Annotated in this window: 19 protein-coding genes; 5 read left to right on the forward strand and 14 right to left on the reverse strand. The window is 53.2% G+C overall.

The genetic code is table 11. The features are described 5' to 3' along the window. The first annotated feature begins 193 nt into the window (after positions 1-193). The 4 genes from HY913_02445 (at position 194) to HY913_02460 (ending at position 4,633) form a co-directional block, all read left to right on the forward strand. Positions 194-1,273 carry an efflux RND transporter periplasmic adaptor subunit gene (locus HY913_02445; GenBank protein ID MBI4962112.1) on the forward strand — a complete coding sequence of 360 codons (1,080 nt, stop codon included), beginning with the start codon at positions 194-196 and terminating at the stop codon, positions 1,271-1,273. Positions 1,274-1,496: 223 nt separating this feature from the next. Then, the gene (locus tag HY913_02450) at positions 1,497-2,192 is read left to right on the forward strand and encodes an ABC transporter ATP-binding protein (protein MBI4962113.1); all 696 of its coding nucleotides are present in this window, start codon (positions 1,497-1,499) and stop codon (positions 2,190-2,192) included. 14 nt (positions 2,193-2,206) lie between these two features. After that, positions 2,207-3,400 (forward strand): ABC transporter permease, encoded by a 1,194-nt coding sequence (locus HY913_02455; protein MBI4962114.1) that lies wholly within the window; start codon positions 2,207-2,209, stop codon positions 3,398-3,400. Positions 3,401-3,406: 6 nt separating this feature from the next. Further along, the gene (locus tag HY913_02460) at positions 3,407-4,633 is read left to right on the forward strand and encodes an ABC transporter permease (protein ID MBI4962115.1); all 1,227 of its coding nucleotides are present in this window, start codon (positions 3,407-3,409) and stop codon (positions 4,631-4,633) included. A gap of 799 nt (positions 4,634-5,432) precedes the next feature. On the opposite strand, the gene HY913_02465 is transcribed toward HY913_02460, so the two are convergent. The 10 genes from HY913_02465 to HY913_02510 form a co-directional block, all read right to left on the reverse strand. Continuing rightward, on the reverse strand, positions 5,433-6,440 hold the full coding sequence (locus tag HY913_02465; GenBank protein ID MBI4962116.1) for an alcohol dehydrogenase catalytic domain-containing protein: 1,008 nt from the start codon (positions 6,438-6,440) through the stop codon (positions 5,433-5,435). Positions 6,441-6,464: 24 nt separating this feature from the next. Next, positions 6,465-7,241 (reverse strand): SDR family oxidoreductase, encoded by a 777-nt coding sequence (locus HY913_02470; GenBank protein MBI4962117.1) that lies wholly within the window; start codon positions 7,239-7,241, stop codon positions 6,465-6,467. 167 nt (positions 7,242-7,408) lie between these two features. Beyond that, on the reverse strand, positions 7,409-8,950 hold the full coding sequence (locus HY913_02475) for a hypothetical protein (GenBank protein ID MBI4962118.1): 1,542 nt from the start codon (positions 8,948-8,950) through the stop codon (positions 7,409-7,411). A gap of 297 nt (positions 8,951-9,247) precedes the next feature. Further along, a complete protein-coding gene (locus HY913_02480; protein ID MBI4962119.1) occupies positions 9,248-10,039 on the reverse strand; it encodes an enoyl-CoA hydratase/isomerase family protein in 792 nt (263 codons plus the stop codon). Between the two features lie 145 nt (positions 10,040-10,184). Continuing rightward, on the reverse strand, positions 10,185-11,105 hold the full coding sequence (locus tag HY913_02485; protein ID MBI4962120.1) for a zinc-binding dehydrogenase: 921 nt from the start codon (positions 11,103-11,105) through the stop codon (positions 10,185-10,187). A gap of 321 nt (positions 11,106-11,426) precedes the next feature. Next, entirely contained in the window at positions 11,427-12,296 is an 870-nt protein-coding gene (locus HY913_02490; protein MBI4962121.1) for a 3-hydroxyacyl-CoA dehydrogenase family protein, read from the reverse strand. Positions 12,297-12,404: 108 nt separating this feature from the next. Next, positions 12,405-14,363, reverse strand: coding sequence for an FAD-dependent oxidoreductase (locus tag HY913_02495; protein ID MBI4962122.1), 1,959 nt, complete (start codon positions 14,361-14,363; stop codon positions 12,405-12,407). A gap of 80 nt (positions 14,364-14,443) precedes the next feature. Beyond that, positions 14,444-14,617 (reverse strand): hypothetical protein, encoded by a 174-nt coding sequence (locus HY913_02500; protein MBI4962123.1) that lies wholly within the window; start codon positions 14,615-14,617, stop codon positions 14,444-14,446. A 34-nt stretch (positions 14,618-14,651) separates the two neighbouring features. After that, positions 14,652-15,863 carry a thiolase family protein gene (locus HY913_02505; protein ID MBI4962124.1) on the reverse strand — a complete coding sequence of 404 codons (1,212 nt, stop codon included), beginning with the start codon at positions 15,861-15,863 and terminating at the stop codon, positions 14,652-14,654. A gap of 300 nt (positions 15,864-16,163) precedes the next feature. Beyond that, a complete protein-coding gene (locus HY913_02510) occupies positions 16,164-17,276 on the reverse strand; it encodes a nitronate monooxygenase (GenBank protein MBI4962125.1) in 1,113 nt (370 codons plus the stop codon). Between the two features lie 566 nt (positions 17,277-17,842). Between HY913_02510 and HY913_02515 the strand changes: the two genes are divergently transcribed. Next, the gene (locus HY913_02515; protein ID MBI4962126.1) at positions 17,843-20,293 is read left to right on the forward strand and encodes a sigma 54-interacting transcriptional regulator; all 2,451 of its coding nucleotides are present in this window, start codon (positions 17,843-17,845) and stop codon (positions 20,291-20,293) included. 453 nt (positions 20,294-20,746) lie between these two features. On the opposite strand, the gene HY913_02520 is transcribed toward HY913_02515, so the two are convergent. The 4 genes from HY913_02520 to HY913_02535 form a co-directional block, all read right to left on the reverse strand. Beyond that, positions 20,747-22,120, reverse strand: a complete 1,374-nt coding sequence (locus tag HY913_02520; GenBank protein ID MBI4962127.1) for an acyltransferase — start codon at positions 22,118-22,120, stop codon at positions 20,747-20,749. A 1,247-nt stretch (positions 22,121-23,367) separates the two neighbouring features. Continuing rightward, complete coding sequence (locus HY913_02525; GenBank protein MBI4962128.1) at positions 23,368-24,459, reverse strand: ankyrin repeat domain-containing protein; 1,092 nt, start codon at positions 24,457-24,459, stop codon at positions 23,368-23,370. 441 nt (positions 24,460-24,900) lie between these two features. After that, a complete protein-coding gene (locus tag HY913_02530; GenBank protein ID MBI4962129.1) occupies positions 24,901-25,095 on the reverse strand; it encodes a hypothetical protein in 195 nt (64 codons plus the stop codon). 254 nt (positions 25,096-25,349) lie between these two features. Beyond that, entirely contained in the window at positions 25,350-25,901 is a 552-nt protein-coding gene (locus tag HY913_02535) for an ankyrin repeat domain-containing protein (protein MBI4962130.1), read from the reverse strand. Positions 25,902-26,098 lie beyond the last annotated feature (197 nt).

Raw genomic sequence — 26,098 nt, forward strand, 5'->3', positions numbered from 1 at the left:
TCATGCCACCTCCCAAGACAAGGCAGCTCAAGGTTTCGAAGAAGGTGAAACCGTCTGGTCCTGAGGTAAGCACTTGCGAGATCTTCCTGTCCAGGCTGTGCATACCCATCAGGAATCACTTAGGTATCGCTTTCGTTTCAAATGGGAGACGGTCAACCTGGGACCGCTGAAGCATGATGCGGAGAAACACCCTATGCTGAGAAAACAATCGAGCCTCAAACTTGTCGGAATGCTCGTGTTGATTGCCATAGGCTTTGTGGGCGGGGGGGCCTACTGGGTCAATGGGAAGCTCTCGGGCAAGCCACAACAGGAATACGAGACGGTACCGGCGTCGAAGCGTGATGTGGGCGCAATGGTTCAGGCAACCGGAATCGTGAAGGCGATGGTGGGGGCTGACGTGAAAGTTGGGGCAAGGATGCCTGGTAAAGTTGTAGAGCTGCCCATCAATGTGGGAGATAGGGTCAACAAAGGACAAGTCATTGCCAGGATTGAACAGGACGATTTAGTCGCAAAAGTAAAGCTTCAAAAAGCGGTTCTTGCCGAAGCCAAGGCCGAGGAAATCCGCCTGGCAAAGGACTTTGAGCGCGACAAACAGCTGAGTGTCACTAACGCGATCTCGCCCCAGAAGTTGGACCAAAGTGAAGCACAGCACGAAATGGCCAAGGCAAGGACTCTCAAATCTCGGGCCGAACTCGATTACTGGGAATCTCAGCTCTCTTACGCCACCATTGCCGCGCCGATCAAAGGCACCGTCGCCTCGGTTAACACGATGCAAGGGGAGACTGTGGTTACAGGGCTCAACGCGCCCACCTTCATCAGAATCATCGACCTTGATCATCTGGAAGTGCTGGCCTATGTGGATGAAAACGACATTGGTAAGGTGCAGGTCGATCAAGAAGCTACCTTCACCGTCGCAGCTCACCAGGCCACCGAGTTTCAGGGCAAAGTGACCTCCATCTATCCGTCAGCCACCATTCAGGACAATGTTGTCTACTACATCACTTCCGTAAGCGTGGATAATCGGGGAGGGAAGCTGAGGCCGGATATGACGGTCAACGTGTCGATCTTCATCAATCGGCGGAAGGGGGTTGTCACGGTACCGCACAAGGCCGTCCAACGCGACGGGAGCCGGAAGTTCGTTTTTGCGGCCAATAACGGGCTGCCGGAGAAACGTTTCCTGAAGATCGGATTAAGAGACCAATCCTACATCGAAATACTGGATGGCCTGAAAGAGGGAGAGCTAGTCATTATCGGCGATCCGTTCCGCAAGTGAACAATGCGAGTAATTATTCAGTTGACGGAGAGATTCTGCCGATTTCTGTCATTGCGAGGAGTGAATGGTGGGACAGGCGTCCCGCCTGTCTAATGGGGATGACCGGCAAGATGCCGGTCCCACCAGCAATCTCCACCTTTAAGCGCTGAGATTGCTTCGCTGCGCTCGCAATGACACCCTTTCGACGCTGATAACTGAACAATTACGAATCTGAGGGCCTTGAATGATACAAGTGGAAAATCTTTTCAGAACTTTTCAAAAAGAGAGCTTGGAAGTGCAAATCTTACGCGGAGTCTCCCTAAGCATCCGCAAGGGGGAGTTTGTTGCCATAATGGCCCCGTCAGGAATGGGGAAGAGTACTTTGCTGAATATCCTGGGCTGTCTTGATAAACCGACGAGCGGATCGTACATCCTGGACGGCGTTGCCGTTCATGACATGGACGATGATGAGCTGTCGAGAATGAGGAATCAGAAAATCGGGTTTGTTTTCCAGTCCTTTCATCTTCTGCCGCGAATGACCGCTTGGGAAAACGTGGTTCTTCCGCTCATCTATGGCCTTTTTGAAGGAGACATGAAGGAAAGAGCCATCCGAGTTTTAGCAGCTATTGGTCTTGCGGATCGGGTGGATCACCTACCAAGAGAGTTGTCCGGTGGCCAACAGCAGCGCGTTGCCATAGCCAGAGCGCTGATTAACTCACCAGGCATCATACTCGCCGATGAGCCCACCGGGAATCTGGACTCTTCCTCGGGCCAAGAAGTCATGAAGATCTTTCACGAACTCCACGCGGCCGGAACCACCATGGTTGTAGTCACGCACGACAAGGAGGTTGCGCTTCAGGCCGACCGAATCATCGAGATGAGGGACGGTCGTATTTCCAACGACCGCCCCGCTGGGACTCGATCAGGAGAGGCGGCATGAGGAGGATGCTGCGCATGAGCCGGCAGGCACTGAAAGCCATCGCGGCAAATAGGACCAGAACGGTCCTTATGATGCTCGGAGTGGTTATCGGCGTGGCCACGCTCACTATTATTGCCTCTTCGGTAATCGGGGCACGGGCCGAGGTTTTAGCCAGAGTCGAAAAATTTGGTCTCCAGCAAATAGGTGTCATCGCGGGTGCGGGGAGAAAGCCGGGGGTTCCGCAACCTGTTTGCACTAGTCTGAGGCTGGAGGATGCACAAGCAATTCTTTCCGAGATTGCTAACGTGAAGGACGTGTGTGCGGAAATAGTGCGCACGGATTTCCCCGTAAAGCACGGTAATAGAAGTACCTACGCGACAATAATGGCAGCTAGTTCCAGTTGGGCATCCATGTGGGGCACCGGTCTGGAAACGGGAAGGTTCTTGTCACAGGAAGACGACGCTCATCTGGCACGAGTGGCCGTCATTGGCAAAACCATCCGGAGGGACCTCTTTGAATCCAAAGATCCTGTTGGGAAGCGGATTCTCATCAACAACAATCCTTTTGAGATCATTGGCGTCCTTGAACCGAGAGGCACGTCGCCCCGCGGTGACGACTTGGACAACCAGATCGTCATACCGGTCTCCACCGGTCAAAAAAGAGTCTTCCGCCAAGATTATCTCTTCGCCGTAAAGGTGGAATTAAACGACTCGTTCGATATGCCTCGGACCGTGAACGATGTTCGGGCACTTCTCCGGGAAAGGCATAATCTCCGTGAAGGGGTCGAAGATGATTTCACGATTGTGACTCCCACCTTGATAATGAACATGATGTCGAGTCTTTCGGCAACATTCAGCCTTTTTCTCATGATGGTTTCGGGTATATCGCTGGTGGTGGGTGCAATTGTCATCGCAAACATTATGTTTATGGCCGTGAACGAGAGAAGGGGAGAAATCGGTCTTCGGAGGGCGGTTGGAGCCCGAAAGAGAGATATTCTCGTGCAATTCCTGCTGGAGGCTGTCTATGTTGCCACCACAGGTGGGCTTCTCGGAATTGTCGTGGGACTTCTTGGACTCAAGCTCTTGTCAGGATACATGAACTTGCCCGCTGCCATTATGTGGCAGCCCATCGTCGTCGGGCTCGTAAGTGCCATCGTGGTGGGGCTCATAGCAGGCATTCAGCCGGCAAGGAAAGCGGCCAATTCACATCCTATCGAAGCATTGAGGTGAGTCCTCATGCGAAACATTCAGTTACGCGGCTTCCGAATTGCCATAAAGTCCCTCACAGGAAATCCTTTGAGAGTTGCCCTTGCCGTGCTGGCTATCATGATCGGAGTGGCATCCCTTATAGTCTTAGTCGGAATCGGAAGAGGAACCGAGCAAGAAGTTCGCAGGGTAATTGAAGGCATGGGTCCAAATCTGATTATCGTCAATGCGGGGCAGTCAAGGGTAGTCAAGGGGCAGCTCGGACAGGTGGGAATGATGACGAACTTGACACTGAAAGATGCCGCAGCAATTGCCACAGAGTGCCCATCAGTTCGCACAGTTGCACCTGCTCACTCCAAAAAGCTGTTGGTAAAATCTGGGAATGTGACCTACAGCACGAAGATCGTGGCTACCATGCCTTCAATCCGGGAGGTGCGAAATATCTCGCTCCAATCGGGATCGTTTTTTGATGAAACGGAAAACAGGCTCATGGCACCGGTGGCAGTTGTCGGCCCCACGGTAGTGGATTCCTTATTTGGCAGGCGTGACCCCAATGGTGCGTCCATAATGATCGGGAGAGTGATGTTCAAGGTCATTGGCGTAACTGCTCCGAAGGGGTCCGTTTCCGGTGAGGATCAAGACGACCAAATTTTCGTGCCTTTACGGACCGCCATGGCCAAGCTCATGAACGTGACATACCTGAGCAACGTTTTCGTTGAGGCTGCGGGACTTGACAACATTCACTCTGCCGGGACTGAAATCAAGTCGCTCCTGAGAGAACGCCATCGATTACGGGAGGACAAGCAGGATGATTTTACTATTCAGAACCAGGCCGATGTGATTGAAACGCAGAGTTCAGTTGCAAGGACATTCAACCTTCTGGTTCTGAGCATCGCCGTAAGTTCCCTGGTCATTGGAGGTGTCGGAATTTTGGGGGTAATGCTTCTTTCCATCCAGGAACGAATAAGCGAGATAGGTATCCGACGGGCTGTCGGCGCGAGACGGAGTGACATACTTGTTCAATTCCTCGTTGAATCTTCGTTTCTCGGGATACTGGGCGGAATTGCGGGCCTCTTCCTCGGACTGGGCGCATCGGCCGGAGTGAAGCTGATCTCAGGAATGCCGGTCGTCTTGGAGCCTTATTACATAGTATTATCACTTGTGTTTTCGTTAGCGACCGGCCTCGTTTTTGGCATCTATCCTTCATGGAAGGCCGCCCGGCTCGACCCCATTGAGGCACTGAATACCGAGGCATAGCGTACACGCTTCCAAACCGCTTGTGCAGCCCGGCCATAAATCCTCTTGAATATAGCACTTCCCAAAACTAATCGCGAAAATAGCTATCGCATAAATCGCTCCCCTGAAGGGGGAGTTCTTTGGGTAGCCACGGGTGAAACCCGTGGTATACAGAGCCAAAAACTAGTTTCATACGGCCCTGGAGGGGCCGACCCCTCCGGGGCCGGAACCGTGATTGCCGGGGCTCTTTCCTGGGTTTCACCCAGGGCTACCCACGGCATTCCCCTTCGGGGAATCCTGGACAAAGGAGCAGCTTACCGGAAGCAGCGTCCTGTCGACTGGCGCGTGGCACTGTCGAACAAGCCGATCCCGTCGGGCGGAACAACCACAAGTGAATCCGTGATTACTTCCGAGAACTACTATAATACGAAGTAGGAACATGAGGGTCACTAACCGCGACACAAGAAAACACCACTGGAATCAAACATCGTAGGGAAAGAAAATGCTTCCTGAAGGTCCTTCAGGAGCGTCTGGATAGGAGAAGGCGGTCACCCGTTAACAGGCCCTCTGTCAAGTCAAACACTTCTCCGTGGCAAGGAAACCGTGGTTTCCTTGGCTGAGGCATGGCCGTGTCGCGCACAGCCTCCGTCACAGCTGACTTTTCACTTTTGCCGATACTGCTCGCATATACTGTGGGTAGTCTTCCTCAAACAAGGAGCCCGGCCTGCTCCTGACTCATCTGACGAGTAAAAAGCGAATCGGTATTAGGCCGACTTTCCGGCCATGCGGTCCGCCACCAGCTCTGGACCCAATTTCCCTCTCAAGGGATGATCAACGCCTTGACAGCTCCCGGGTCTTGAAGTTGCGTCCTGAACGCCTCGGAGGCCTGGTCCAGAGAGAACCTGTGAGTGATCATGGGCTTGGCGTTGACCTTCCCGCTCCTGAGAAGTTCAATGCATGCGGGGAAATTGCCGCCCAAGCATCCGATCAGAGTGAGATTCTTGGCAATCGTAGATAGGGGGTCCCAGGTGAGGGGGTCCTCATACACCCCAACCAGCATGATCTTCCCGCCCCCGCGGGCCATGGCGATGGATTGATCGAAGGTCGCCTGCTGGCCGGCGCATTCAATGACCGTATTGACGCCCATGTTGTCCGTCGCCGCCATGGCCGCCTCTACCGCGTCCTCTTTCGCCGCGTCAATAACGATGTCCGCACCGCATGCCTCGGCCGCCCCCAGCCGGGCGGGTCTGTGGCCACTGGCCACAATCTTCGAAACACCCAGGGTCTTCAGAACCTGGATGGCATACAGGCCTATCACGCCAAGGCCCAGGACGGCGACGGTGTCATTTTCCTTGGGCTGAGCCCTGTTGACGGAAAAATAGGAAATGGAAAGGGGTTCCACCGAAGCCCCATCCTCGTAGGTCAATTCAGCGGGGAGCGGGAACATGGTCCGCCCCAGAGCGGCAAAGGGGATATGTACATATTCCGCCATCGCACCGGGGAACCGATACCCGAGAAGCGCCATATCCGAACAGCGGTGTCCCTTTCCCTGTGCACACCAGAAGCATTTCCCGCAAGGTTTGAAACCGACGCCCGTCACGCGCATGCCCGGAGCGATACCCGTAACCTGGGACCCTACCTCCACCACATCGCCGCTGAATTCGTGCCCAAAGATGGTCCCTTTCTCGTCGCGCTTGTAAACGTGCAGGTCGGAGCCGCACACGCCGCACGCCTTCACCTTGATAATCACGCCGTGCGGTTCGAGGACCGGATCGGGCACGGTTTCCGTTCTGATGTCTCTCGCTCCATGCATCACAGCTGCTTTCATACCTTCATCTCCTTCACGCCGACTTCATAGAGGGGTGCCATACTTTTCCTGTTGCCGGCGCATGGAACTCAGCCAGCGTTCATAGTCGTTGGCCTTATTCCTGACGTAATCCGTAACTTCCGGATGGGGGAGAATCAGAAACTCCTCCTTTTCCAATCCTACGATGACATGTTCCGCGACTTCCTCCGGAGAAAGGGCTGTTTCCATGAGCAGCTTTCCGACACCTTCCGTTTCTTCGGAGAGCATTCCGGTCTTTACTCCCAAAGGACACAGGCAACTCACTTTGATGCCATCGCGGGCATAGGTAATTGAAAGCCATTCCGCAAGGGCCACAGACGCATGCTTGCTGATTGCATAAGGTGCTGCACCAACGGTAGTAAGCAACCCGCCGGCTGAACCCGTCTGGAGTAGGTACCCGCCCCCGCGCTCGATCATGGACGGCAAAACCGCTCGGGCGGCATACACATGGGCCATTACATGGACATCCCAGCAACGCTGCCATTCCGAATCCGGAACCTCAACGCCACCCGGTACAGAGATCCCCGCGTTCGAGCAGAACAAATCAATGGGGCCATAGGCACGGGTAGCGATCTCCACCAGTTTTTGGATGTCCGCTTCCTTGCCCACATCTGCCGTCACGGCAAGACCACCGATCTCCTTGGCCACCTTTGCAGCCCCTTCTCCATTATAGTCGGACACCACGATACCCTTTGGCCCCTCGGCGGCGAAACGTCGGCACAATCCCCGACCGATCCCGGAAGCGGCGCCGGTGACCACTACAACTTTGTCGTGAATCTTCATGAAATCTCCTCTCGCGTTAATCCCTTAATAAGAGCCCACTGAATAAGTGACCGGCCTGCCGCGAGAAACGATTACTTCGTAAGTGCCCACGGTCCTGCTTCTCTCCCGGCCGTCATTGATTCTTTCAGGTACAGTTTGGCTTTTCCGGTCGCACGTGGCTCTATTGTCTATTTCTTTGCCGTACGCGGGATGCTCTGATACGACTCAGAAACCGGAGGCATTTTCACCTGCTGCTTCGGCAGGAGAAGCTTTCCGTAAATGGGATCGGTCTGCCAGCCGTCCACATGGGCGGCACGCCTGGCCGCTGCCTTTAGCTTGCCCCAGTCCGCGCTTGCGTACAGGAACATCTGCTGGGCCGCCATCGAGCCCTCGCCGTGGATCGTGTCGATCTGGTAGAAGTTGCAGGTCATATCCTTTACGAGACGCATCACGCGCAGCCGGTCTTCGGTCGGGACACCGTCCCTGGCGCTCAGATATTTTTCAATATAAGGCCTGATTTCAGGATTGTTCCAGTCGCGGTACGTAGGAACCGTGGTCGCGAGCCCGCCAGCGATGTCCTGCAGGTGCTGGCACATCTGGTGGAAATTGCTGGCGAAGGTGTATTTGGAGGCGTTAATCGCCATCCGGTTCGGCATTACCACATCAAGGCCCGACTCGGTCTCGGGGTCCATGCAGGCCTGCTTGCCCAAGAGCGCGACCGTTTCCGTGATCATGGCCATCCAGGCCAGCTTGTTCCGGACATGGCTCACGTTTTCCACGCCGTTATACTCGGCAATCAGGGCTGCGGCGCCGGTGATAATCTCGAGCTTGCCGATCATCTTGCAGGTCCCGAAGAGGCGATGATAGTTCGCAAAGGCATAGGCCAGGTTGCGCGTGAACTGCCACTCTCCGCACATAAATACACGCTCCCACGGAACAAACACGTCATCAAAGACGATCAGGCATTCAGTCGGCTGCGTCTCGCTCGTCTTGGGGTAATCGAATTCACCCTCTTCGCCGTACGTGCGGGAGACCGGCTCGACAGCCAGGAGCTTGATCCCCTTCGCGTTCAGAGGTGTCGCAAAAGCCAGGGCGTATTCCTTGTCCTTTTCGCCGTGTGTCCGGCAAGGCAGACACAGCGCTTCGTTGGCGCACGGGGTAGCGCTTATATGCACCTTCGCCCCCCGCACCACAATCCCGTCCTTCTGCTTGTCTACGATCCTCAAGTAATAGTCCTGGTGCTGTTTCTGCTGCGAGGGGTGCAGGCTCCGGTCCCCTTTCACATCCGTGATCGCGCCGGTTATGGCGAGGTCGTTTTTCTGCAGGAGTTTCCGGTAATTCTCGACGCGTTCCGAATAATTCGTCTTCATCTCCTTATCAATGACCCGGGCGGCTACGGTGAAGGCTGCTAGAGCATCCGCCCCCATGCAGTGGACGATGACGCCTCCCCCTGAGCGCATGCCGTTGATATAGCACTCCCTACGCCTCAGAAGGTCCTCGGGCGACCGCGGGGAGGTGAGCAGGAAATTGATGTCCTCGCCGTCCTCGTCCTTCGTCACAAACAGATTCTTGAAGTCAGGGTGGTTCGGCAGGACGTAGTCCATGCAGGCCGTCTTGATGATGCCGCTCAGGGTGGGATGGGTCCGGACGTCCGACACCTTTTCTCCCAGGCACCAGACCTCCCGCCCGTCGTTCAAGCTTTCTAGGTATTGATCGACCGTCTTGATCATGAATTTCTCCTTTTCAATTGTTTATATTAGTTGCCAAAATTACTGTCCGATTTGTCTCTCGAAACCGTGTGCGACGACATTTCTCAGGTTCCCAGAGAAGCCCCGGCCTCGTACGGCGCGGACCCCCGCGTCCGCCCTTGCTTTGACGTTTCGTTGGTCCCGGGGCAGGCACGGGGGCCTGCGCCGTACGCAGACTAATTGCATTTGGGCAAGAAATTTAGCACTCGTTATAAGACTGGCTCGAATCGGACGAAACTCTTGGCAAAGTGTAAAGACGCCTCTGTGATGCCCTGGAATTCATCTGCCCTTCCAATTGGGAGGCCTTTTTTCGACAAAAGCCTTAGGCCCTTCAACGAAATCTTCGGATTGATACATGGCAAGCTGCCCCGGAAACTGAGTGGATACGGCCTCCTGCAAGGTCATGTTCAACCCTTTCACAGTTGCTTCTTTGGCTGCACGGATAGACAGAGGGGCACCCAGGAGAATTTCCGCGGCGAGCTTCTCGGCAGTCGGAATCAACTCCGCGAGAGGAACGACTTCTGCGACAAGCCCATATTGCATGGCCTGTTGCGCCGTGATTCTTTTAGACGTCATGATCATATACTGGGCCAAGTGATAGGGGATCTGCCTGGGCAAACGATGCACGCCACCTGCACCGGGAATCAATCCGACACGGGGTTCGGGCAATCCCATACTGGCGTTTTCGGAGGCGACAATGATGTCACAGGCAAGGGCAATTTCAAACCCGCCTCCAAGAGCCAGTCCATTGACCGCTGCGATGAAAGGTTTGTAGCAGTCAAACCGTGAGGTTAATCCGGCAAACCCGCCCTTCACTCCTTTCATAATTTCACGCATCTTGGCCGGGCCGTTCACGGCTTGAAATTTCAGGTCGTTGCCCGCCGAGAAAGCCTTCTCTCCCGCGCCTGTAATGATACATATCCATTGTTCCGGGTCGGCATCGAAATCATTGAATACCTGGTCCATTTCCAGGCTGACCAACGGACTGACGGAATTCATGACCTCAGGACGATTGATGGTCACCGTGGTCACATGGCCTTTCTGCTCTACCTTGATGAATTCATAGTTCATAATCTGCCTCCTCGATAATTATTCCATATTCCTAATCTTTAAATAGCCTTGGACGAATCGGATCGAACGCCAAGAGAGGTTCCAAATACACACACAAGCCCTGTGAGTGCGTCCGAGAGGATTGCGCCCCATTCTGCGATTGCTCTCAGGGTTCAACCAAAATTTTAATGGCGGTCTTGCTCTTACCCGCCAAAACCTCGAATCCGCACTTGGCAATGTCTGCCAGGGGTATAATGTCCGTGATAATGCGTTCCGGTTGAATCTTTCCCGTTTCCAGCCATTCCATGGCCAGTGAAGGATTGATGGAGTTGGTGCCGATCATGGTTGTTTCTTTGGTCACGAAGCCCAGCATATGAACGGAGGCCCGCTCGGTGAAAATTCCCTGGACGATGACCGTGCCCTGGTAACGCGCTGAACCCAGACAATCTTTCAACGTTGCCTCAAAGCCGACGGCCTCGATGGCTACATCCACCCCTCGCCCATTCGTGAGTTCTCTGATCTTTGCGGAACTCTTGATTTCTGAGGGGTCCCAGACCAGTGTTGCCCCCATTTTTTCGGCGATTTTTCGTCTGTTTTCCAAAACGTCGGTCATGTAAACGGTTTGGACGCCCATGGCTTTAAGGCCTGTAAGGGCCATAAGCCCTACCGTGCCGGCGCCGGCAATAAAGACGGTGTCCTCTGCTCTAACGCTGCCGCGATCTATGGCGTAAGCAGCTACTGACAGCGGCTCCAGGACGGCGGCCCGTCTCCAGTCCATATCATCGGGGACCTTCAACAGGCGTTGCGTGGGACAGACCATGGCCTCGGCATAGGCCCCCGCCATAAAGGCCCAAACACGATCGCCGACCGAATATTCCTCAACACCCGGCCCGACGGCCACAATAGTGCCGCAGGCCTCATGACCGAAAGGGCTCTTCGGGAATGGGCCATGAAGGTATTCATGCAAATCGGACCCGCAGATGCCACAGTATTTGATTTTGACTTTGACTTCACCGGGCCCTGGCGCCGGGTCCGTAACTTCCTCAACCCTGATGTCCCGAATACCGTGATAAATGGCTTTCCGCATGAAAGGTTCCTTTTCAGGTTGTCAAGCTGTTAAATCACACGTTCGCCATCGGCCCCATTAATCAATAAATCACATCAAAGGCCTCTGAGAACCGGCGTAAAGGACCTTGAGAAAGAAGCACCTCCCGCATCGTGCAACCCGGAAGGTGCTCAATTGATGAACCTTAATTACAGCTGGCTGCAAAACCTCGATAACACATGTACCGGTTTCCGGGCTTTGTACGGCGCGGTTCGGGAACCGCCCGAAATCTGGGCGCTTCTCGAAGCGCCCCTACTGTAACTGCGCAGGCCAGAGAGGTCTTGCAGCCACTTGTAGAATCGGTTATTTCTTGTAGCTGTACCAGCCCTCACCCGTCTTCTGGCCGAATTTCCCTTCGGTAACCTTCTTCACAACGCTCGGGGTCGGAAGGTCCGCCCTGTTGCCTGATGCATAGAAATGGTCCATACCGATGTCATAGGACAGGTCGATACCCGTAAGGTCCATGAGGCGGAAGGGACCCATGGGATGGCCCGCACCATAGACACAGGCTTTATCGATATCCTCATAACTAGCCACGCCCATTTCCAGCATCCACATGGCTTCTTTCGAAATAGCGGCGAAGATGCGGTTCAGGACGAAACCATCCACCTCTTTCTTGATCAGGATGGGCACCTTGTCGATCTTCAGACAGAAGTCCATCATGCACTGCGCGGTTTCGTCGGAGACATGGGGCCCTTGGACCACTTCGACCAGCTTCATGACCAGCGCCGGGTTGAAGAAATGGAGGTTGCAGACCTGAGAGGCACGATTGGTAACATCCGCGACGCGGGAACTGACAATGAAAGAACTGTTCGTGGCCAGAATGGCTTTCGGTGGAGCGAACTTGTCCAGATCGGCAAAGACTTTCCGCTTCAGATCGATTCTTTCCAGGACCGCCTCGATAACCAAATCGGCATCCTTGACGGCCTCTTTCAGATCGCCTGTAAAGGAGATGAGACTGCGGGCTTTTCTCGCGGCCTCTTCGGTCAACTTCCCCTTCTGGACGCGCCCCGGCAGATAGGTATCGCAAAATTTCTCGGCTTTTTCGAGCACGGCCGGAATCACGTCCGTGCTGACCGTCTTAAAGCCGTGCATGGCACACTGCAGCGCAATCTGGTGCCCCATATTCCCCGCACCCACAACACTCACATTCTTCACGTCATCTATCTTCATGTTTCACTCTCCTCCTGCTTTTCTTTTAGATCTCGTTTTATTGATCCCATGGCTACATAAGCACAACTATCGCATTTGATCGGACCGCGGCAAAAAGAAATATCTTCATTAGATCTCCCAGGCGGCCTTGGCCCCCTCGGTGGTTGCTTCGATGATCCGTCGCGGGGCAGCGGCATCACCGACGATAAAATGACGAAAACCTTTTTTCGAGAGCATGTCTTTCAAAGCATTACGAGGCGTCACACCAATCGCAATAATGACCTGCGCGACCGGTTCGAGCCTAAGGTCTTCCGCGTTCTTCGTTAAGAGGACCGCCCCTTCTTCGATGCGTTTGACTGTCGTGCCAAACATCAGTTTGACCCCTGCCGCCCGCAGGCGTTTATGCAGCATTTGGCCGTGGGCGGCCAGCGGCAAGACGGGTGATTTCGGCAGCATCTCCACAATGGTAATGTCCTTCACACCTTTTTCCCGCAGGAAATCAGCCGTCTCCATGCCGACCAATCCGCCGCCGACAACCACAACATGGTCTTTCGGCTGAACTTCTCCATCCAGGATTTGCCAGGCATCACAAACCACGGAAGTGCCGATACCCTCGGCAGGGCAGTCCGACTTGGCCGCGCCGATCGCGAGAATCACGGCTTCGGGCCTGCCGTCATCGATCATGGCTTCAGTGACCTCCACGCCGGTCTTTATCTCCACGCCCTGCTTTTTACACTTGGCTGTAAGAGTGAGAATATATCTCTCGTAAACATTTTTGTGCGGCGCCATAGCCGCATAGCGCGCATTTCCGCCGGTTTGCCTCTCGCGCTCGAATAGCGTGACTTGATGTCCCAGCCTTGCGGCTTCGAAAGCCGCGGTGAGCCCGGCCGGTCCTGCTCCGATCACCCAGACATTTCGTTTAATTTCCGCCGGTCCTTCCGGTCTGATCAGTTCCTGGCCGGTCTGCGGATTGATCGCGCAACGGATAGGTTGCTGCTCCAGGGACAGGCGCTCGATGCAACCCTGGTTGCAGGCCAGGCATTCCATCGTATCCTCGGGATGCCCGGCAATTGCGTTTTTCAGAAAGTCCGGATCGGCCAGATGCTGACGTCCCACCGCGATCATGTCCGCATCACCGCGGGCGATAACCTCATCCATCAAAAAAGGGTCCGTAAAGCGGCCGACCGAGATGACCGGTACTGTCGCCACTTCCTTGATCTTACGCGCAAGATGGGCGTTAAACCCCGGAACAAATTCAACGGGAGCGCTGGGATTCGGTGTATTGAGATTGAGTTCCATATTCCCGTGCGTGCCGAAGGAGACATGAATGACATCCACACCGGCAGCTACCAGATCGGGGATGATCGTCTGCATATCGTCTATGCCATAGCCGCCTTTAATGCCTTCTTCGCCGGAGATGCGCATGGACACGGGGAAGTCGGGGCCGACTTGTTTGCGCACTTCCCGGGTGCATTCCAGCATGAATCGCGCACGGTCCTTGAAATCGCCGCCGTATTGGTCCTGGCGCTGGTTGGAGTGCGCGGAAAGAAACTGCATGAGCAGATAGCCATGCGCACCGTGGAGTTCCACGCCGTCAAATCCGGCCGCTTTGGCGCGAAGCGCCGCGGAGCCGAAAGCGGCTATCGCCTCCTGGATGTCTTCCAGAGTCATTTCGTGCGGAGAACCGAGAAAGCCGAATATGTAACTGGGAATGGCCGAAGGGCCGAGGGCCAAATTCTTCTTTTGCAGCAGGTAACTTTCCCGGCCGCAGTGATGAAGCTGTAGAGCAACTTTAGCGCCCTGACTATGAACGGCTGCCGCCATCTTGGATAGGCCGGGGATGAACTTGTCGTCCCACGCCCCCAGACCGCTGGGGGAAACGTGGCCTGCCGGATGAACGGCCGTGATCTCCGTGATAAGCAGACCGGCGCCGCTTTGCGCCCGGCGTTTGATATACGCGAGGTTGGCCTCGCTGACGATGCCGTCGGTATCGGCCAGCCCCGTGCCCATCGGCGGCATGACAACCCGGTTGGAAACCTGGAGAGCGCCGATTTTAATCGGTTCCGACAGATGCTGTAGAGTCTTCATGGACAAGCTCCCTTTGAAAATTGTGCGAACACCCCTTATACAACACCGACCCGTCCATAGGGTGCAAATTCCTTGAGAATTCAGAGTTTCTTACGCCCCCAATCAAATGCAAAGGCACAAGCGAAAAAGATGGGTTCACGGGCAACCCGGCAGTTCATCTGCCATTCATCTGTCCGGTCGATCTTCCGACCGTCGGCGTACAGGTCCCGCTTCATCTTGGCCAAGCTCTTAATGTACCCTTCCTTGGCCCTCATGGTTGACCCCTGCCTCATCATGTGTTTTTCAATTTCAGCCCTGAAGATTCTCGATGACCGTGGCCACGCCGAGTCCGCCACCGCAGCAGGAACTGAAAAAGCCGTATTTTCCTCCTCTTCTGATAAGCTCTTTCATTGTGAAGAGACAAATACGGGCGCCCGAAGCTCCATTCGGATGGCCGAATGCGATAGCGCCGCCGTTCGGGTTCCAGTTTTTCTCCATATTGATCTTCTCGCCCATCTGCTTTTCGAGTTCCTTGATCACCGCGAGATTCTGCACTGCAAAGGCCTCGTTGCACTCCATGACTTCAATATCCGCAAGCTTCAGGCCCGCGCGCTTTAATGCCTGGGGGATCGCGTAAGCAGGCGCGATTCCCATGATCTTGGGATCGACACCGTAATCACCACCGCTCAGCCATTTGGCCATCGGTGTGTATCCCAGCTCGATCGCCTTCTCTTTGGTCATCATGAGTACAAAAGCGGCCCCGTCGTTACGTCCGGATGCGTTTCCGGCCGTAACCGTCCCGTTTGCGATGAATGCTGGGCGCAGCGCTGCAAGGGCTTCCATCGAGGTTTCGCGGGGATGTTCGTCAACCTTGAATTCAATCGGAGGGGTCTTTTTCCCGGTGAGGACCTTTATCGGCACGATCTCGTCGACAAAGTAGCCGGCATCAATCGCTTTCCTTGCCAGGACCTGGCTCCGGTAGCCGAACTCATCCTGCTCCTGCCTGGAGATGTTGTACATCTGTTGCAAGGCTTCAGCCGTCAGTCCCATGTTCGAGGTGGCAGGGTCCTTAGTGGGAGAAAGAGAAGTCGGGACCGGCATGGGAGGTATCATCCTGAACGGCTCGGTCGACATGGAGAATTTGCAGCATGCCTGACTGTAAGATTCCATACCGCCCGCTATGATGATGTCCGCCTGGTTCGCGATGATCCGCCATGCGGCATGGTTGATGCTGTCAATGGCCGATCCGCACTGCATCTCGACATAAGACGCTGCAGTCGTCACGGGCAGACCGGAAGCAAGGGCGGCCCAGCGCGCGGGATTCAGGGCGGATGTACCGCCGATCGCCGACCCCGCAAATACAGTATCCACATGTGCCTTCTCTGTAATCTTGGTCTTTTCCAACAGGCCCTTCAAAGCCAGCCCGCCGAGTTCTTCCATCGTGAAATTCCGCAGTGTGCGTCCCAAGGTCCCAAATGCCGTCCGGACGCCGTCAACAAACACGACTTCTCTGCTATTCATGTTTTGCCTTCCTCGTTTGTGTAATTTAAGAAAGCGGGGCATGGACAATCTTTAAGAGATCTCCGTTCCCCGCTTTGAAATAACCGCATTTTCTCAGCACGTCGCCAGTCTCGCTCTGCGTCGGGTCATATCCCCGGTAGCTCATTTTCCCCAGCGGCTACAGTCGCCGAGTGCAAGACTTTTCACCCTCAATTCGGCAATATTCATTTAAGTTCTCTTGGCCCGCTTACCATTTCCAACAGTTCAGCAAGAAACGGCCGCGTATTTTGTCTTCAGGACTTTTTCACGCGGCCGTGGTTCTTAAGCCAGGTATTTTGTCGGGACGCTGCGCAGGATATTTTCCGCGTCATTAACAATCCACTGAACCAGGTCGTTGACCTTAGGCATGTCTTGGATCCGCTGTGCCACTTCGCCGGCAGCCAGGAGGGCTTTCTCCTTGTTGCCGTCATAGACGGCCCGAATAGACTCTATCTCAAATTCGATCAGGGACATGTCAATCGTGGAAAAGTCATCCGGAGCGCCAAGGAAGACTCCTGGCGACTTCTGGAGTGTGTTCTTCTGGTGCTCGAGGCTCCTGGGGGTCTTCAACCACCGGGCGGGACCGACAAAACCGCGGGCCACAAGGGTCCCCCGGTCACCCGCGGCCACGACGCCCTCTTTCCATATCTGGTGGAAATCGCTCTCCTGCGTTGCCAGGAAGCGGGTCCCCATCTGGGCTCCATCCGCGCCTAAGACCAGGGCCGCAGCCAGGGTCTTACCGTCGCAGAAACCTCCTGCGCCGCATACCAGGGTCTTTTCGTCGGATACCGCCTCGACCACGGCAGGCAGAAGTATTAGGGAGTGGACCGGTTCCCAGGAGGTGTGGAATCCTCCCTCATGGCCGGAGGCAACGATCAGATCGACACCGGCCTTCTTGCAACGCAGAGCGCCCTTGACGGAGGGAACGACATGCATCCAGGTGAAACCCGCGCCCTTGATCTTGTCCTTCCAGCCGACAGGGTCACCGGCCGAGGTAAAGATCACCTTGAAATGGTTCTTAATGTCGGGATTCTCTTCCCTGACCCTGATGGCAGTGTCAATCATAACCTCCGAACGATCCTTCAACTCCGCCGACACCATGACGTTTATTCCGAAAATGCCCCCCTTGTCTTTGGTGAGACGATAGGTTCGCTTCAATACCTTTTCCAAAGCCGTGGCCATATCGTCGTCATAGTCGGCCTCCCCGCTCTCCACAAAAGCCTTGTATATCCAGGGCTGATCCTGTTTGCTGAACAGACCGCTGGTGGAAAGCAGTCCCAGAACCCCCGCGTTTGCTGCTGCCACACAGAGGTTGTTGTTGCTGAAGGGGCCCATGCCCGCCTGGATGACCGGGTACTTGATCCCGACTAATTCACATAGTCTCGATTTGATCACGAGTAAATCCTCCTTAGCTCGATAGTAATCTTATTATACCTGTTCTCGAAAGTGATCACGAATTGGCCGGCGTGTCCCTCTGGTGGCTTCATCTTGACTCGCCCCGCAATTTGCGGCGGCCAATAGGCCGCCCTACATTTGTAGTCCCAGGCTTGATGTCATCTCCCGTAGGGCGGCCTATTGGCCGCCGTTGACCAACGCGCCACCGTGCCTTCATTCCGCGAAAACTCTTGAGAATCACTATAGTTATAACCACCTCGATAAGATAGGCTGTATATTTGAGAAACTGCTCTGCAATTTACGCGACAAGAAATCGGGAATCTTTCGACAGCAGCTATCTCGTGGGCTGAAAAAAGGCGGCGATCCTTCCGTTTGATTAGTTGGCATGTTAATGCTCACTCGTTCTTCCTTAGCATTTAATATGCCATCGACGCATATGTGCTTAAGCATTTAACAATGCATGGAATTATTGTTACGGAGGATCTTTTTGCTTGATATTGCAGCCATTAGTTTTGCATAAAGAGAAGATCTTTTTGCAGAATGCAACCAAAAATGGAGAATCATAAATGACTCTTAGAAATCTCGCTTTGAATCCCTTCGCAGCCGAGGGAGAAAGCTCAGACAAAATTAGGCGTCAGGCCAAATTCAACTCGATTTATCGGGAATGGGAAAAGTTTGTGCAAGGTGATGAAAATGTGGACAAGGAGTTAATTCCTCAGGATATTTTTGATTCATGGATCCGCTGTCGCGAGCAAGGTCTCGATCCCCTGGGAATTCCCCACCAGAAAATCTTGACGAAAGAAGAGTTCAGCGTCTTGGCCGAAAAGAATAGTAAACTCGTTCAGAACAGCCGGTTCTTTTTGACCCATTACCATCATTTGGTCTCGTTCACCTCTTTCGTGGTTAGTTTTTTCGATCCTCAGGGTTTTCTGATTGAGGTTCAAATTGCCGAAAGCTTTCAAGAGAGGGCTCGACAGGAGAATTGGGTAGTCGGCGCGTTGTGGGACGAAGAATCCGTCGGAACCACCACGATCGCGTTGACGATTAGAACGAGACAGCCAAGTTGCGTAATGGGGGCTCAACATTACCTTAAGCGCTCTCATGTGTCCACTGCCTATGCCGCCCCCATCTTCGACCCGGATGGGATATTTCTCGGCGGCATTGTCCTGTTTTGTCGTCGTGATCGAGCAAATAATCATGCTTACGGTATGACCGTCGCCGCGGCCCACCTGATCGAAAACCAGATGAAGATCAATCAGTCGCTGGACGAGGCAAAAGCCGCCTTTGTCAAAAGCGAGATTGCAAACAGCTATCAGCAAACTGTCATGGCCTCGATTCCGGAGGCGCTGATTGCCATCGACAATAAGGGCCTCATTACACTGATCAACGATCAAGCAAAAAAAATCCTGGCGCTCAACGACAAAGTGATTCTCGGCCAGAGCCTCCAACTGGTCTTAGGTCAAGAAAACCGGCAAGTCTTGTCTCTGATAGATGGCAACGATCATCTGGTACATGTTGAGGTCCGGATACACTCCGGTAAGACATGGAATGATTTTACCCTTACGTGGAACCCGATTTTATCGTCAGCTGGTGAAGTCATAGGTAAGATCCTGATCCTGACGGAGATTAGACGCGTCAAGAAACTGGTAACAAGCATGATCGGGGCCCGGGCAAATTTTTCGTTTGACGCCATCTGCGGGCGGAACATCGAATTTCTGAACACAGTCGAGCAGGCGAGATTGGCATCCGGGAGCAGTTCCAATGTCCTGCTCCTGGGGGAGAGCGGCGTGGGAAAGGACGCTTACGCGCAGGCCATCCACACCGCCAGTGAGCGTAAAAACGCACCTTATATCGCGATCAACTGTTGCGCTATCCCCAGAGATCTGATCGCCAGTGAACTCTTCGGCCATGTGGAAGGCGCGTTCACGGGCTCCCGGCGGGGCGGGAATCAGGGGAAATTCGAGCTGGCCGACGGCGGGACGATCTTCCTGGACGAGATTGGCGAGATGCCGCTCGAAATGCAGCCCGTCCTGTTGCGAGTCATCGAAGAGAAATGCGTTTTCCGCATCGGCGGAGCCAAGATGCGTCCGGTTGATGTCCGCATCATTGCAGCAACCAACAAAGATTTGTTGGACGAGGTTTATAAAGGGAATTTCCGCAAGGACCTTTATTATCGTTTAAACGTTTTTACGATTCGCCTACTTCCTTTAAGCGAAAGGCTGGACGACATACCTCTGCTCCTGGACTATTTCGTCAAGAAATATTCCAAAGCCCTGGGGAGAAGGATCGATCGCATCGATCAGGAGGTAATCGATTTCTTTCTGAAGCATGAATGGCCGGGAAATATTCGTGAATTGCAGAATGTGGTGGAACGTATGATGAACTGCGTCCAGACAAACCAGCTGACTGCGGATCTCATCCCGGTTGATGTGATCTATCAGGCCACGGAAGCGAAACCGAACCTCGAGATTCAGTCAACCAAGGACTTTGAAAAGCATACCATAGCCAAGCTGATGGCCATGAATGTCTCGAAAAGCGAAATCGCCCAGAGATTAAACATTAATCTCAGCACACTTTATCGCAAGCTGAACCGGTATGGCCTTGCTTCTCACGAAAACCAAACACATACCCTGGCGAGACACGACCGATCTGTAGGCTCGAGCGTCCCATCGAAAACCTTGGGGACCTGGTCAGGTACTGAGCGAATAACCAAGGCCTCTCAGACCCGCGTTGGGACCAAGTCAGGACTAAGTTCGGACCATGTTTGGACCATGCGGGGACTAAGTGATGACCAAGTGCAGATCCTGAAAAGTCTCCATACAAAACAAGGCATTACGGATCTTATGGGTATAATTAGGCGGGCAAACAGAACCAAGTTCAGGAACCAGGTGCTGGCCCCGCTGATGGAGGCCGGCCTGGTGGAGATGACGATCCCTCACAAACCTCAAAGCAGCAAACAGCAATATCGGCTGACAGAAAAGGGGCGTAACCTGAACGGCATTCTTCCCGCAACTTGAGATGGCCGCATAAGTTCGGTAAGCAGAGGACCTCACTCAAGCTAAGTGCGGACTATTTTCAAGGAAAATGGTTGAGATTTCTCAGTGGTTCTTGACGAAGAATTATGGTGGAGATGAAGGGATTTGAACCCTCGACCCCGCGTTGCAAACGCATTTTCTGCGTTAGTGATCCTAGCCAGTTATGACAATTCCTTAATTATTTCAACCGCCATCGTTCCGTTTTGTTCCTTTTGGTGATAAGTCGTTTTGAATTCTGTTAGCTAATGTTAGCTGAAATTTTGACGAACGACCAGCTAATTGAATTGGGCAGACTCTCGCTCAACAGTATCCCTTTTCAGTTCCCATTTTCGCTGACGTTGAACTTTCGAAGGCAGCTGATTATTCGAAAGATATGGTCCAATTGGCCAAGAAAGCAGATGGACGTACGGCATTTCTACCAACTGCCCCACACTCCTATAATACCCTCGCAACTCCCGGAATACCGCGAACGACGGCGACGGCTCCCCAACACAGCATTAACGCGCAGACAAAAACAATGGATCCCTTGGCTACGGCAGGCAGCGGCGCTTTCAGCATGGCATACAACAGCCAACTCACGACCCCATAGTGGATTACGAATATGCCGTAGCAATTAGAGGAAAGGCTGTCGAATATCTTTCTTCGCCTTCTTGCGAATCTTAAAAATACTGCCAGGAAGGCAAAGGAGGATGCAGCGCAGGAGACTACAAAGGAAACACTGGCTAGGATTTGATTCGTACCTTTAAGCGCGACGAGATTTATCAGAGAAGCTGCCAACGCCACAACTACCCAGATGCCCCAGCGACGTGCCAACGTCGAATTCGGTGTAACCAATGTTCGTTCAATGCCATAAGCACCGAGAACGACTCCGACCAGGAAATAGACCATATACAGGAATATGCGGCTTGTTTGGAATCTAAACGGGCCCCATACCCACCAGGACCAGTTGGGATCACAAACGGTGCACATTGGGATATAGGCTAGTGCAGATATTAGGACAAGGAACACGAAAAATAGCGCCGGGCGGCTCAGTACGCCAGACGTTATCTTATCAAAGAAATCGCTCCTCGTGGGTATCAGTGCATATAAGAGTATTGCGATGATGTCAAAAACCATCAATAACCAAAGAAACCATCCGGGTCCTGGGCTTGGCCAGTCGCCAAGAGACACCCATTGATGCCAATAGCCAGATAGCCCCCCATTCGTGCCGATTTGGAGATAAGTCGTGTAATAAGCGAGTGGTGCAAGAATCACCATTACTGCAAACGGTAGACCGAGCCTTATTAGCCTGTCGCGAAAGAAGACAGATCTGCCTTTGCTCCGAAGACTCTTCCAGACGAATAGTCCCGAAAGGAAGAACATCAGGGACATTAAGAATCTGTCATTAAAGAACGCTATGAGAGAAAGGATCATCGAACGCTGTTGATCATTCACTGGAGAGATAGCACGGACAGAATGCATATATTCGGCCAGCGTAGATGCAGGAGACGTGGGGAGAAACGACTGATAGGCGAGAGCAGCATGATGAAGGACCACGAGTACTATAATGAATGCTCGCAGGTAACCAAGCCCTATGCTGTATTGCCTATCTGCCGCCCTTCGTTGTTCCGATTCTGCTGCTTGCCCACCGGATGAGGGCGCTGATACAGCTTTGAAATTATTCCTGATCGTCTTGTTCCTTTCGCATTTTTCAGAATTGAGTATAAGGCTGCCCCGAAAGCCACGCAAGTAATAGTTGTGGCCGTGGACGCCGTGGAACTGCAACTGCCCGTACAGCAACAATTTCCACAATACTTGAATGTCTGTCAAATTCCACAAGAGCTTCCTGGTTGCCTGGCGGTTGCAGGGCTACGGTATTTCGTTTTTCGACGATAGATTGGCCGAAGATCCCTCCATAGAGGTCGTAACTTACCAATCTTTCAGCTTCTGGTGACATTTTACCTACAAAATCGTCGTTTGGGTTGCCCATTCCGTCGCGTCACCCAAAGTGCTCTTAACGAAAGGATCAAAAGAATAGCGATCCCCAATAATCAAAGCCTGTCTATGCTGAGGGGAAAAAAGGGGAAAAAGGGGTCAGATCTGCTCTTGGCTCATCCGTGAACTCTTAATGTCAACGACCATTGCCTTTTCTGCAGACGCCTCTGCTGACGTTGGACACTGCGAGATTCTTGATAGTCACTATTTGGACACCGAGGGGTCAGAACAAGAAAATCAGGATGCCGCCTCGTAAGTATAACATCCTGATTCTTTGTGAAATTCCTTGGTGGAGATGAAGGGATTTGAACCCTCGACCCCCGCGTTGCGAACGCAAAAAAACAACCAATTCAACGGACGCCCTGTAAAGGGGTCAAATCTGCTCTTGGCTCATCCGTGAAGTCTTAATTTGATTGACCATTGCCTTTTCTGCAGACACCTCTGCTGAAGTTGGACACTGGGAGGTTCTTGATAGTCACTATTTGGACACCGAGGGGTCAGAACAAGAAAATCAGGATGCCTGCTTCAAAGCTTAACCTCCTGATTCTTCTTGTTGAATTCCTTGGTGGAGATGAAGGGATTTGAACCCTCGACCCCCGCGTTGCGAACGCGAAAAACACTCTGATTAACAGACGCCCTAATCGAAATCCCCAACAATTTCAATCCAACTGAGTTGGACCGAATCCGGTTCGTTCCATCTCAGTCCGCGAAAATGGTAACAAATTGGAAACAAGTATTCTCCGAAATCGGCCGGCACCTACCAAATTCAAAGAGGCGCTTCTAATAATCGGACACTATTTTTGACACTTGCTATATTTTAGGTGGAAGGCAAAGAAACCGGGACTCGGGTAGTGGGAACAGTATCCTGATGAGTGACACTGACCGACTTATGGCGGTTGCCAAAATACAAGCGTTCAGTGTCAGAGAAGTCTTGCTTTCAACACGGGATCACCGTCCCGCGAGACGCGGGATGCCCCGCGAACGCAGAAGGGGCGCGATTCCTTCTTTGCCTTGCATCGGGATGGCGGACCAATTGTTTCCGCGGTATCTGCGATCTCCGCGGTGACCGACTGTGAAGGAAGTCATGCTTCTCCGGCGGCCAGCAACAATTGAACTATTTCTTCGTTTCCGGCATCAATGGCACATGTGAGAGCCGTACGATTCTCAGTATCCTTTGCTTTCACATCGGCTCCGCGCTCGATAAGGATTCTTGCTGCTTCGGCAAATCCATTCTCCGTCGCCAAAATCAAAGGAGTCTTCCCATCATTATCAGCAACGTTAATGTCCGCGCCATTGTTCAGCATGAAGTCAATGATATCAGGAAATCCTCTCGCAGCAGCATTCAACAAAGCGGTGTAGCTAAACTGGTCCCGGGCGTTGACATCGGCGCCAGATTCGATCAACAACTCCACGATTGAAAGGTGACCGTAGGTCGCTGCTCCAGTCAAGGCGGTGGCTCCGACCTTGTTCTGGCTGTTCACTTCTGCTCCAGCTTCAATGAGCAGTTCCGCTGCAGAAAGATTACTTTTCCAACTTGCGCACATGAGCGCAGTGCCTCCCCCAAAATGGCGGTGGTTTACGTCGGCTCCGCATTCGAGCAGCAATCGAGCCGTATTTGTACTGCCGTGAAAGGAAGCTATTATCAATGGTGTCTCGCCTGAATCATTTGCAGCATTAACGTCCGCGCCGCATTGTATGAGGTAATCCGCGATCTCCCAATGTTTCTGATAGATTGCTGTCAGTAAAGCAGTTCCTCCTTTGTGTTGTCGTGCTTCCAGATTTGCTCCTTGTCGCACAAAGAGCTTCACGAGCTCCATGTTTCCGCACCAGGCTGCCATTATCAACGGAGTGGCAGAACCTTCCACTTCATACATCGCGTTGATGTCAGCGCCATGCTCAACCAGCATGTGTGCTATGTCCGTAAATCCTCGTAAAATGGACCTGCTTAAAGCGGAATTGCCTTCATCATCTCTTGCGTCTACATTCGCTGCGCAATCGAGAAGGAGCTTAACGACTTCGATCCGTCCGGTTTCAGATGCTGCAATGAGACCAGTCTCACCATCTACCGATCTGGAGGTAGCATCCAACCCCGAATCCAGGAATTCCTTTACGGCGCCCAGATCTCCAGATCGACAAGCATCAATCAGCATCTCCGGTACCGTGCGATCGCTCATGAGGATTTTCCCCTTTCGCTTGTGTGGTCGATATATCCAAGGAGAACCAGAAGTCAAAATCATATTTCACTTGTTTTATTTCCGAATCCCAGCGGCAAGACCTCTGTCGTCACGGATATGATGAAAGGCGTCTCCCTGTTTCTTACCCCAACTGCTGGAATGGTGTAGTAGAAATCCGGGCCCGACAAGATACTCTGCGGCATACGAGACAAGTGAGTGTCATTTTCACAAGAGTGTCTGTCGGTAGATTGGGTTTGAGTACCGCTCTCGGCCGTTCGTCAGCTTCTAATATTGATTCGTCATAAAGTTCACAACTCCCGAGCCAGGGATGTGCCTCCTTCCTTACGAACGGTGGACCTGACTCCGCTCCGGAGTCACACCGCCTGTCGAGGGCAAACCATTGCGAAACGGACTAACGCCGGACGAACACTTTGTTCCACCTCAAGCAAACTGACGTGCCGTTGGAGATTGAGTATTCACCCCATGGACCGGTGGAATATAAGTCGTGCCGTGCCTGCTGCCGGTGAGCTGTTCGTCCAGTTCGCAGATTCGGGCAACCAGCTCAAACATCCGTGCCAACTCGGGAGCGCCATTAGCTTCCATCTGCTGCATTCTCTTTATAGCCCATGTTTTCATGCTGTTTGCACCTTCCGTCTTTCTTCGGTCTTGCTTTTACAATTCGGAAGGAGCGGGAGCAGATAACAAGAAAAGATGAAGATTATTGATGGAGAACACCCGCCTTGTTTTAAGCGGAAAGGTCGACGTAGATATTTCTCACGAGCGGATGTCTTCTATCACTTTGATCCTGGAGGCATTGCGCCGTTCTGTTGTGTGAGGCCCACAGGGATAGGCAACTATAAGACATGAACGATTCTGTCTGAAGTAGCCGACTATTCAGTGGCCCCGCGGCTTTTCAGGTATTTTATGATGATATTGTCTTTCTTCGTCCTCTCGTCCCTCAGTCGGATGTGGTTCGCCAGAAGCGCGAGAGCTGTGTAACCGGATCGATTGCGTTCATTGATATCGGCCCCGTGTTCAACCAATAATCGGACCAAATCGAGATTGCCTCTGACACAAGCGTCCATAAGCAGCGAAAGAAGCCCGGAGCCGGGAGTCCTCACATTCGGATTCGCGCCTCTTTCCAGCAACAATTTTGCGACATCTAACTTCCCGCGGTAACAGGCGACTGAGAGTGGAGTTCCCCCGTGTTTGTTGCGCTCATTGACGTCCGCACCATTTTCGATCAGTCTTTTGACCACACCGATGTCGCCCGCCGCACAGGCTTCCATGAGGGGTGTGTACTGGGGATCGAGCCGCACCGCGAGTGCTGTAGATGGGTTCCCGCCAATTATTGCAATCAACATCATGATGACTAGGGCCCCTGGAAGAACCTTGCCACAGTAGCTTTTGACAGGTACTACTCGGTCGCGTTTCCTTTTCATGGTATCCTCCACCAATGTTAGTCGGGGAAGGGCCGCCGGTTTTTGGGCGGCCCCTCATAATTCCCGGGGTGCGGAGTTGTCACGCCGGGTCCTTAGTTGGCCCAGTACGGAATAATCCAAATACCGGGGTACTCGTAGATCGTCTCTTCGCTGTCTTGTTTCGTGCGGCCTTCGAGGTCGGCTCCCTTGTCCTGCAG

It is taken from the genome of Desulfomonile tiedjei (assembly GCA_016212925.1).
GTDB lineage: Bacteria > Desulfobacterota > Desulfomonilia > Desulfomonilales > Desulfomonilaceae > JACRDF01.

Bases quoted from the DNA above. Each gene is read 5' to 3' on its own strand.
- HY913_02445 (MBI4962112.1), top strand. From the start codon at position 194: ATGCTGAGAAAACAATCGAGCCTCAAACTTGTCGGAATGCTCGTGTTG.
- HY913_02450 (MBI4962113.1), top strand. From the start codon at position 1,497: ATGATACAAGTGGAAAATCTTTTCAGAACTTTTCAAAAAGAGAGCTTG.
- HY913_02455 (MBI4962114.1), top strand. From the start codon at position 2,207: ATGAGCCGGCAGGCACTGAAAGCCATCGCGGCAAATAGGACCAGAACG.
- HY913_02460 (MBI4962115.1), top strand. From the start codon at position 3,407: ATGCGAAACATTCAGTTACGCGGCTTCCGAATTGCCATAAAGTCCCTC.
- HY913_02465 (MBI4962116.1), bottom strand. From the start codon at position 6,440: ATGAAAGCAGCTGTGATGCATGGAGCGAGAGACATCAGAACGGAAACC.
- HY913_02470 (MBI4962117.1), bottom strand. From the start codon at position 7,241: ATGAAGATTCACGACAAAGTTGTAGTGGTCACCGGCGCCGCTTCCGGG.
- HY913_02475 (MBI4962118.1), bottom strand. From the start codon at position 8,950: ATGATCAAGACGGTCGATCAATACCTAGAAAGCTTGAACGACGGGCGG.
- HY913_02480 (MBI4962119.1), bottom strand. From the start codon at position 10,039: ATGAACTATGAATTCATCAAGGTAGAGCAGAAAGGCCATGTGACCACG.
- HY913_02485 (MBI4962120.1), bottom strand. From the start codon at position 11,105: ATGCGGAAAGCCATTTATCACGGTATTCGGGACATCAGGGTTGAGGAA.
- HY913_02490 (MBI4962121.1), bottom strand. From the start codon at position 12,296: ATGAAGATAGATGACGTGAAGAATGTGAGTGTTGTGGGTGCGGGGAAT.
- HY913_02495 (MBI4962122.1), bottom strand. From the start codon at position 14,363: ATGAAGACTCTACAGCATCTGTCGGAACCGATTAAAATCGGCGCTCTC.
- HY913_02500 (MBI4962123.1), bottom strand. From the start codon at position 14,617: ATGAGGGCCAAGGAAGGGTACATTAAGAGCTTGGCCAAGATGAAGCGG.
- HY913_02505 (MBI4962124.1), bottom strand. From the start codon at position 15,863: ATGAATAGCAGAGAAGTCGTGTTTGTTGACGGCGTCCGGACGGCATTT.
- HY913_02515 (MBI4962126.1), top strand. From the start codon at position 17,843: ATGACTCTTAGAAATCTCGCTTTGAATCCCTTCGCAGCCGAGGGAGAA.
- HY913_02525 (MBI4962128.1), bottom strand. From the start codon at position 24,459: ATGAGCGATCGCACGGTACCGGAGATGCTGATTGATGCTTGTCGATCT.
- HY913_02530 (MBI4962129.1), bottom strand. From the start codon at position 25,095: ATGAAAACATGGGCTATAAAGAGAATGCAGCAGATGGAAGCTAATGGC.
- HY913_02535 (MBI4962130.1), bottom strand. From the start codon at position 25,901: ATGAAAAGGAAACGCGACCGAGTAGTACCTGTCAAAAGCTACTGTGGC.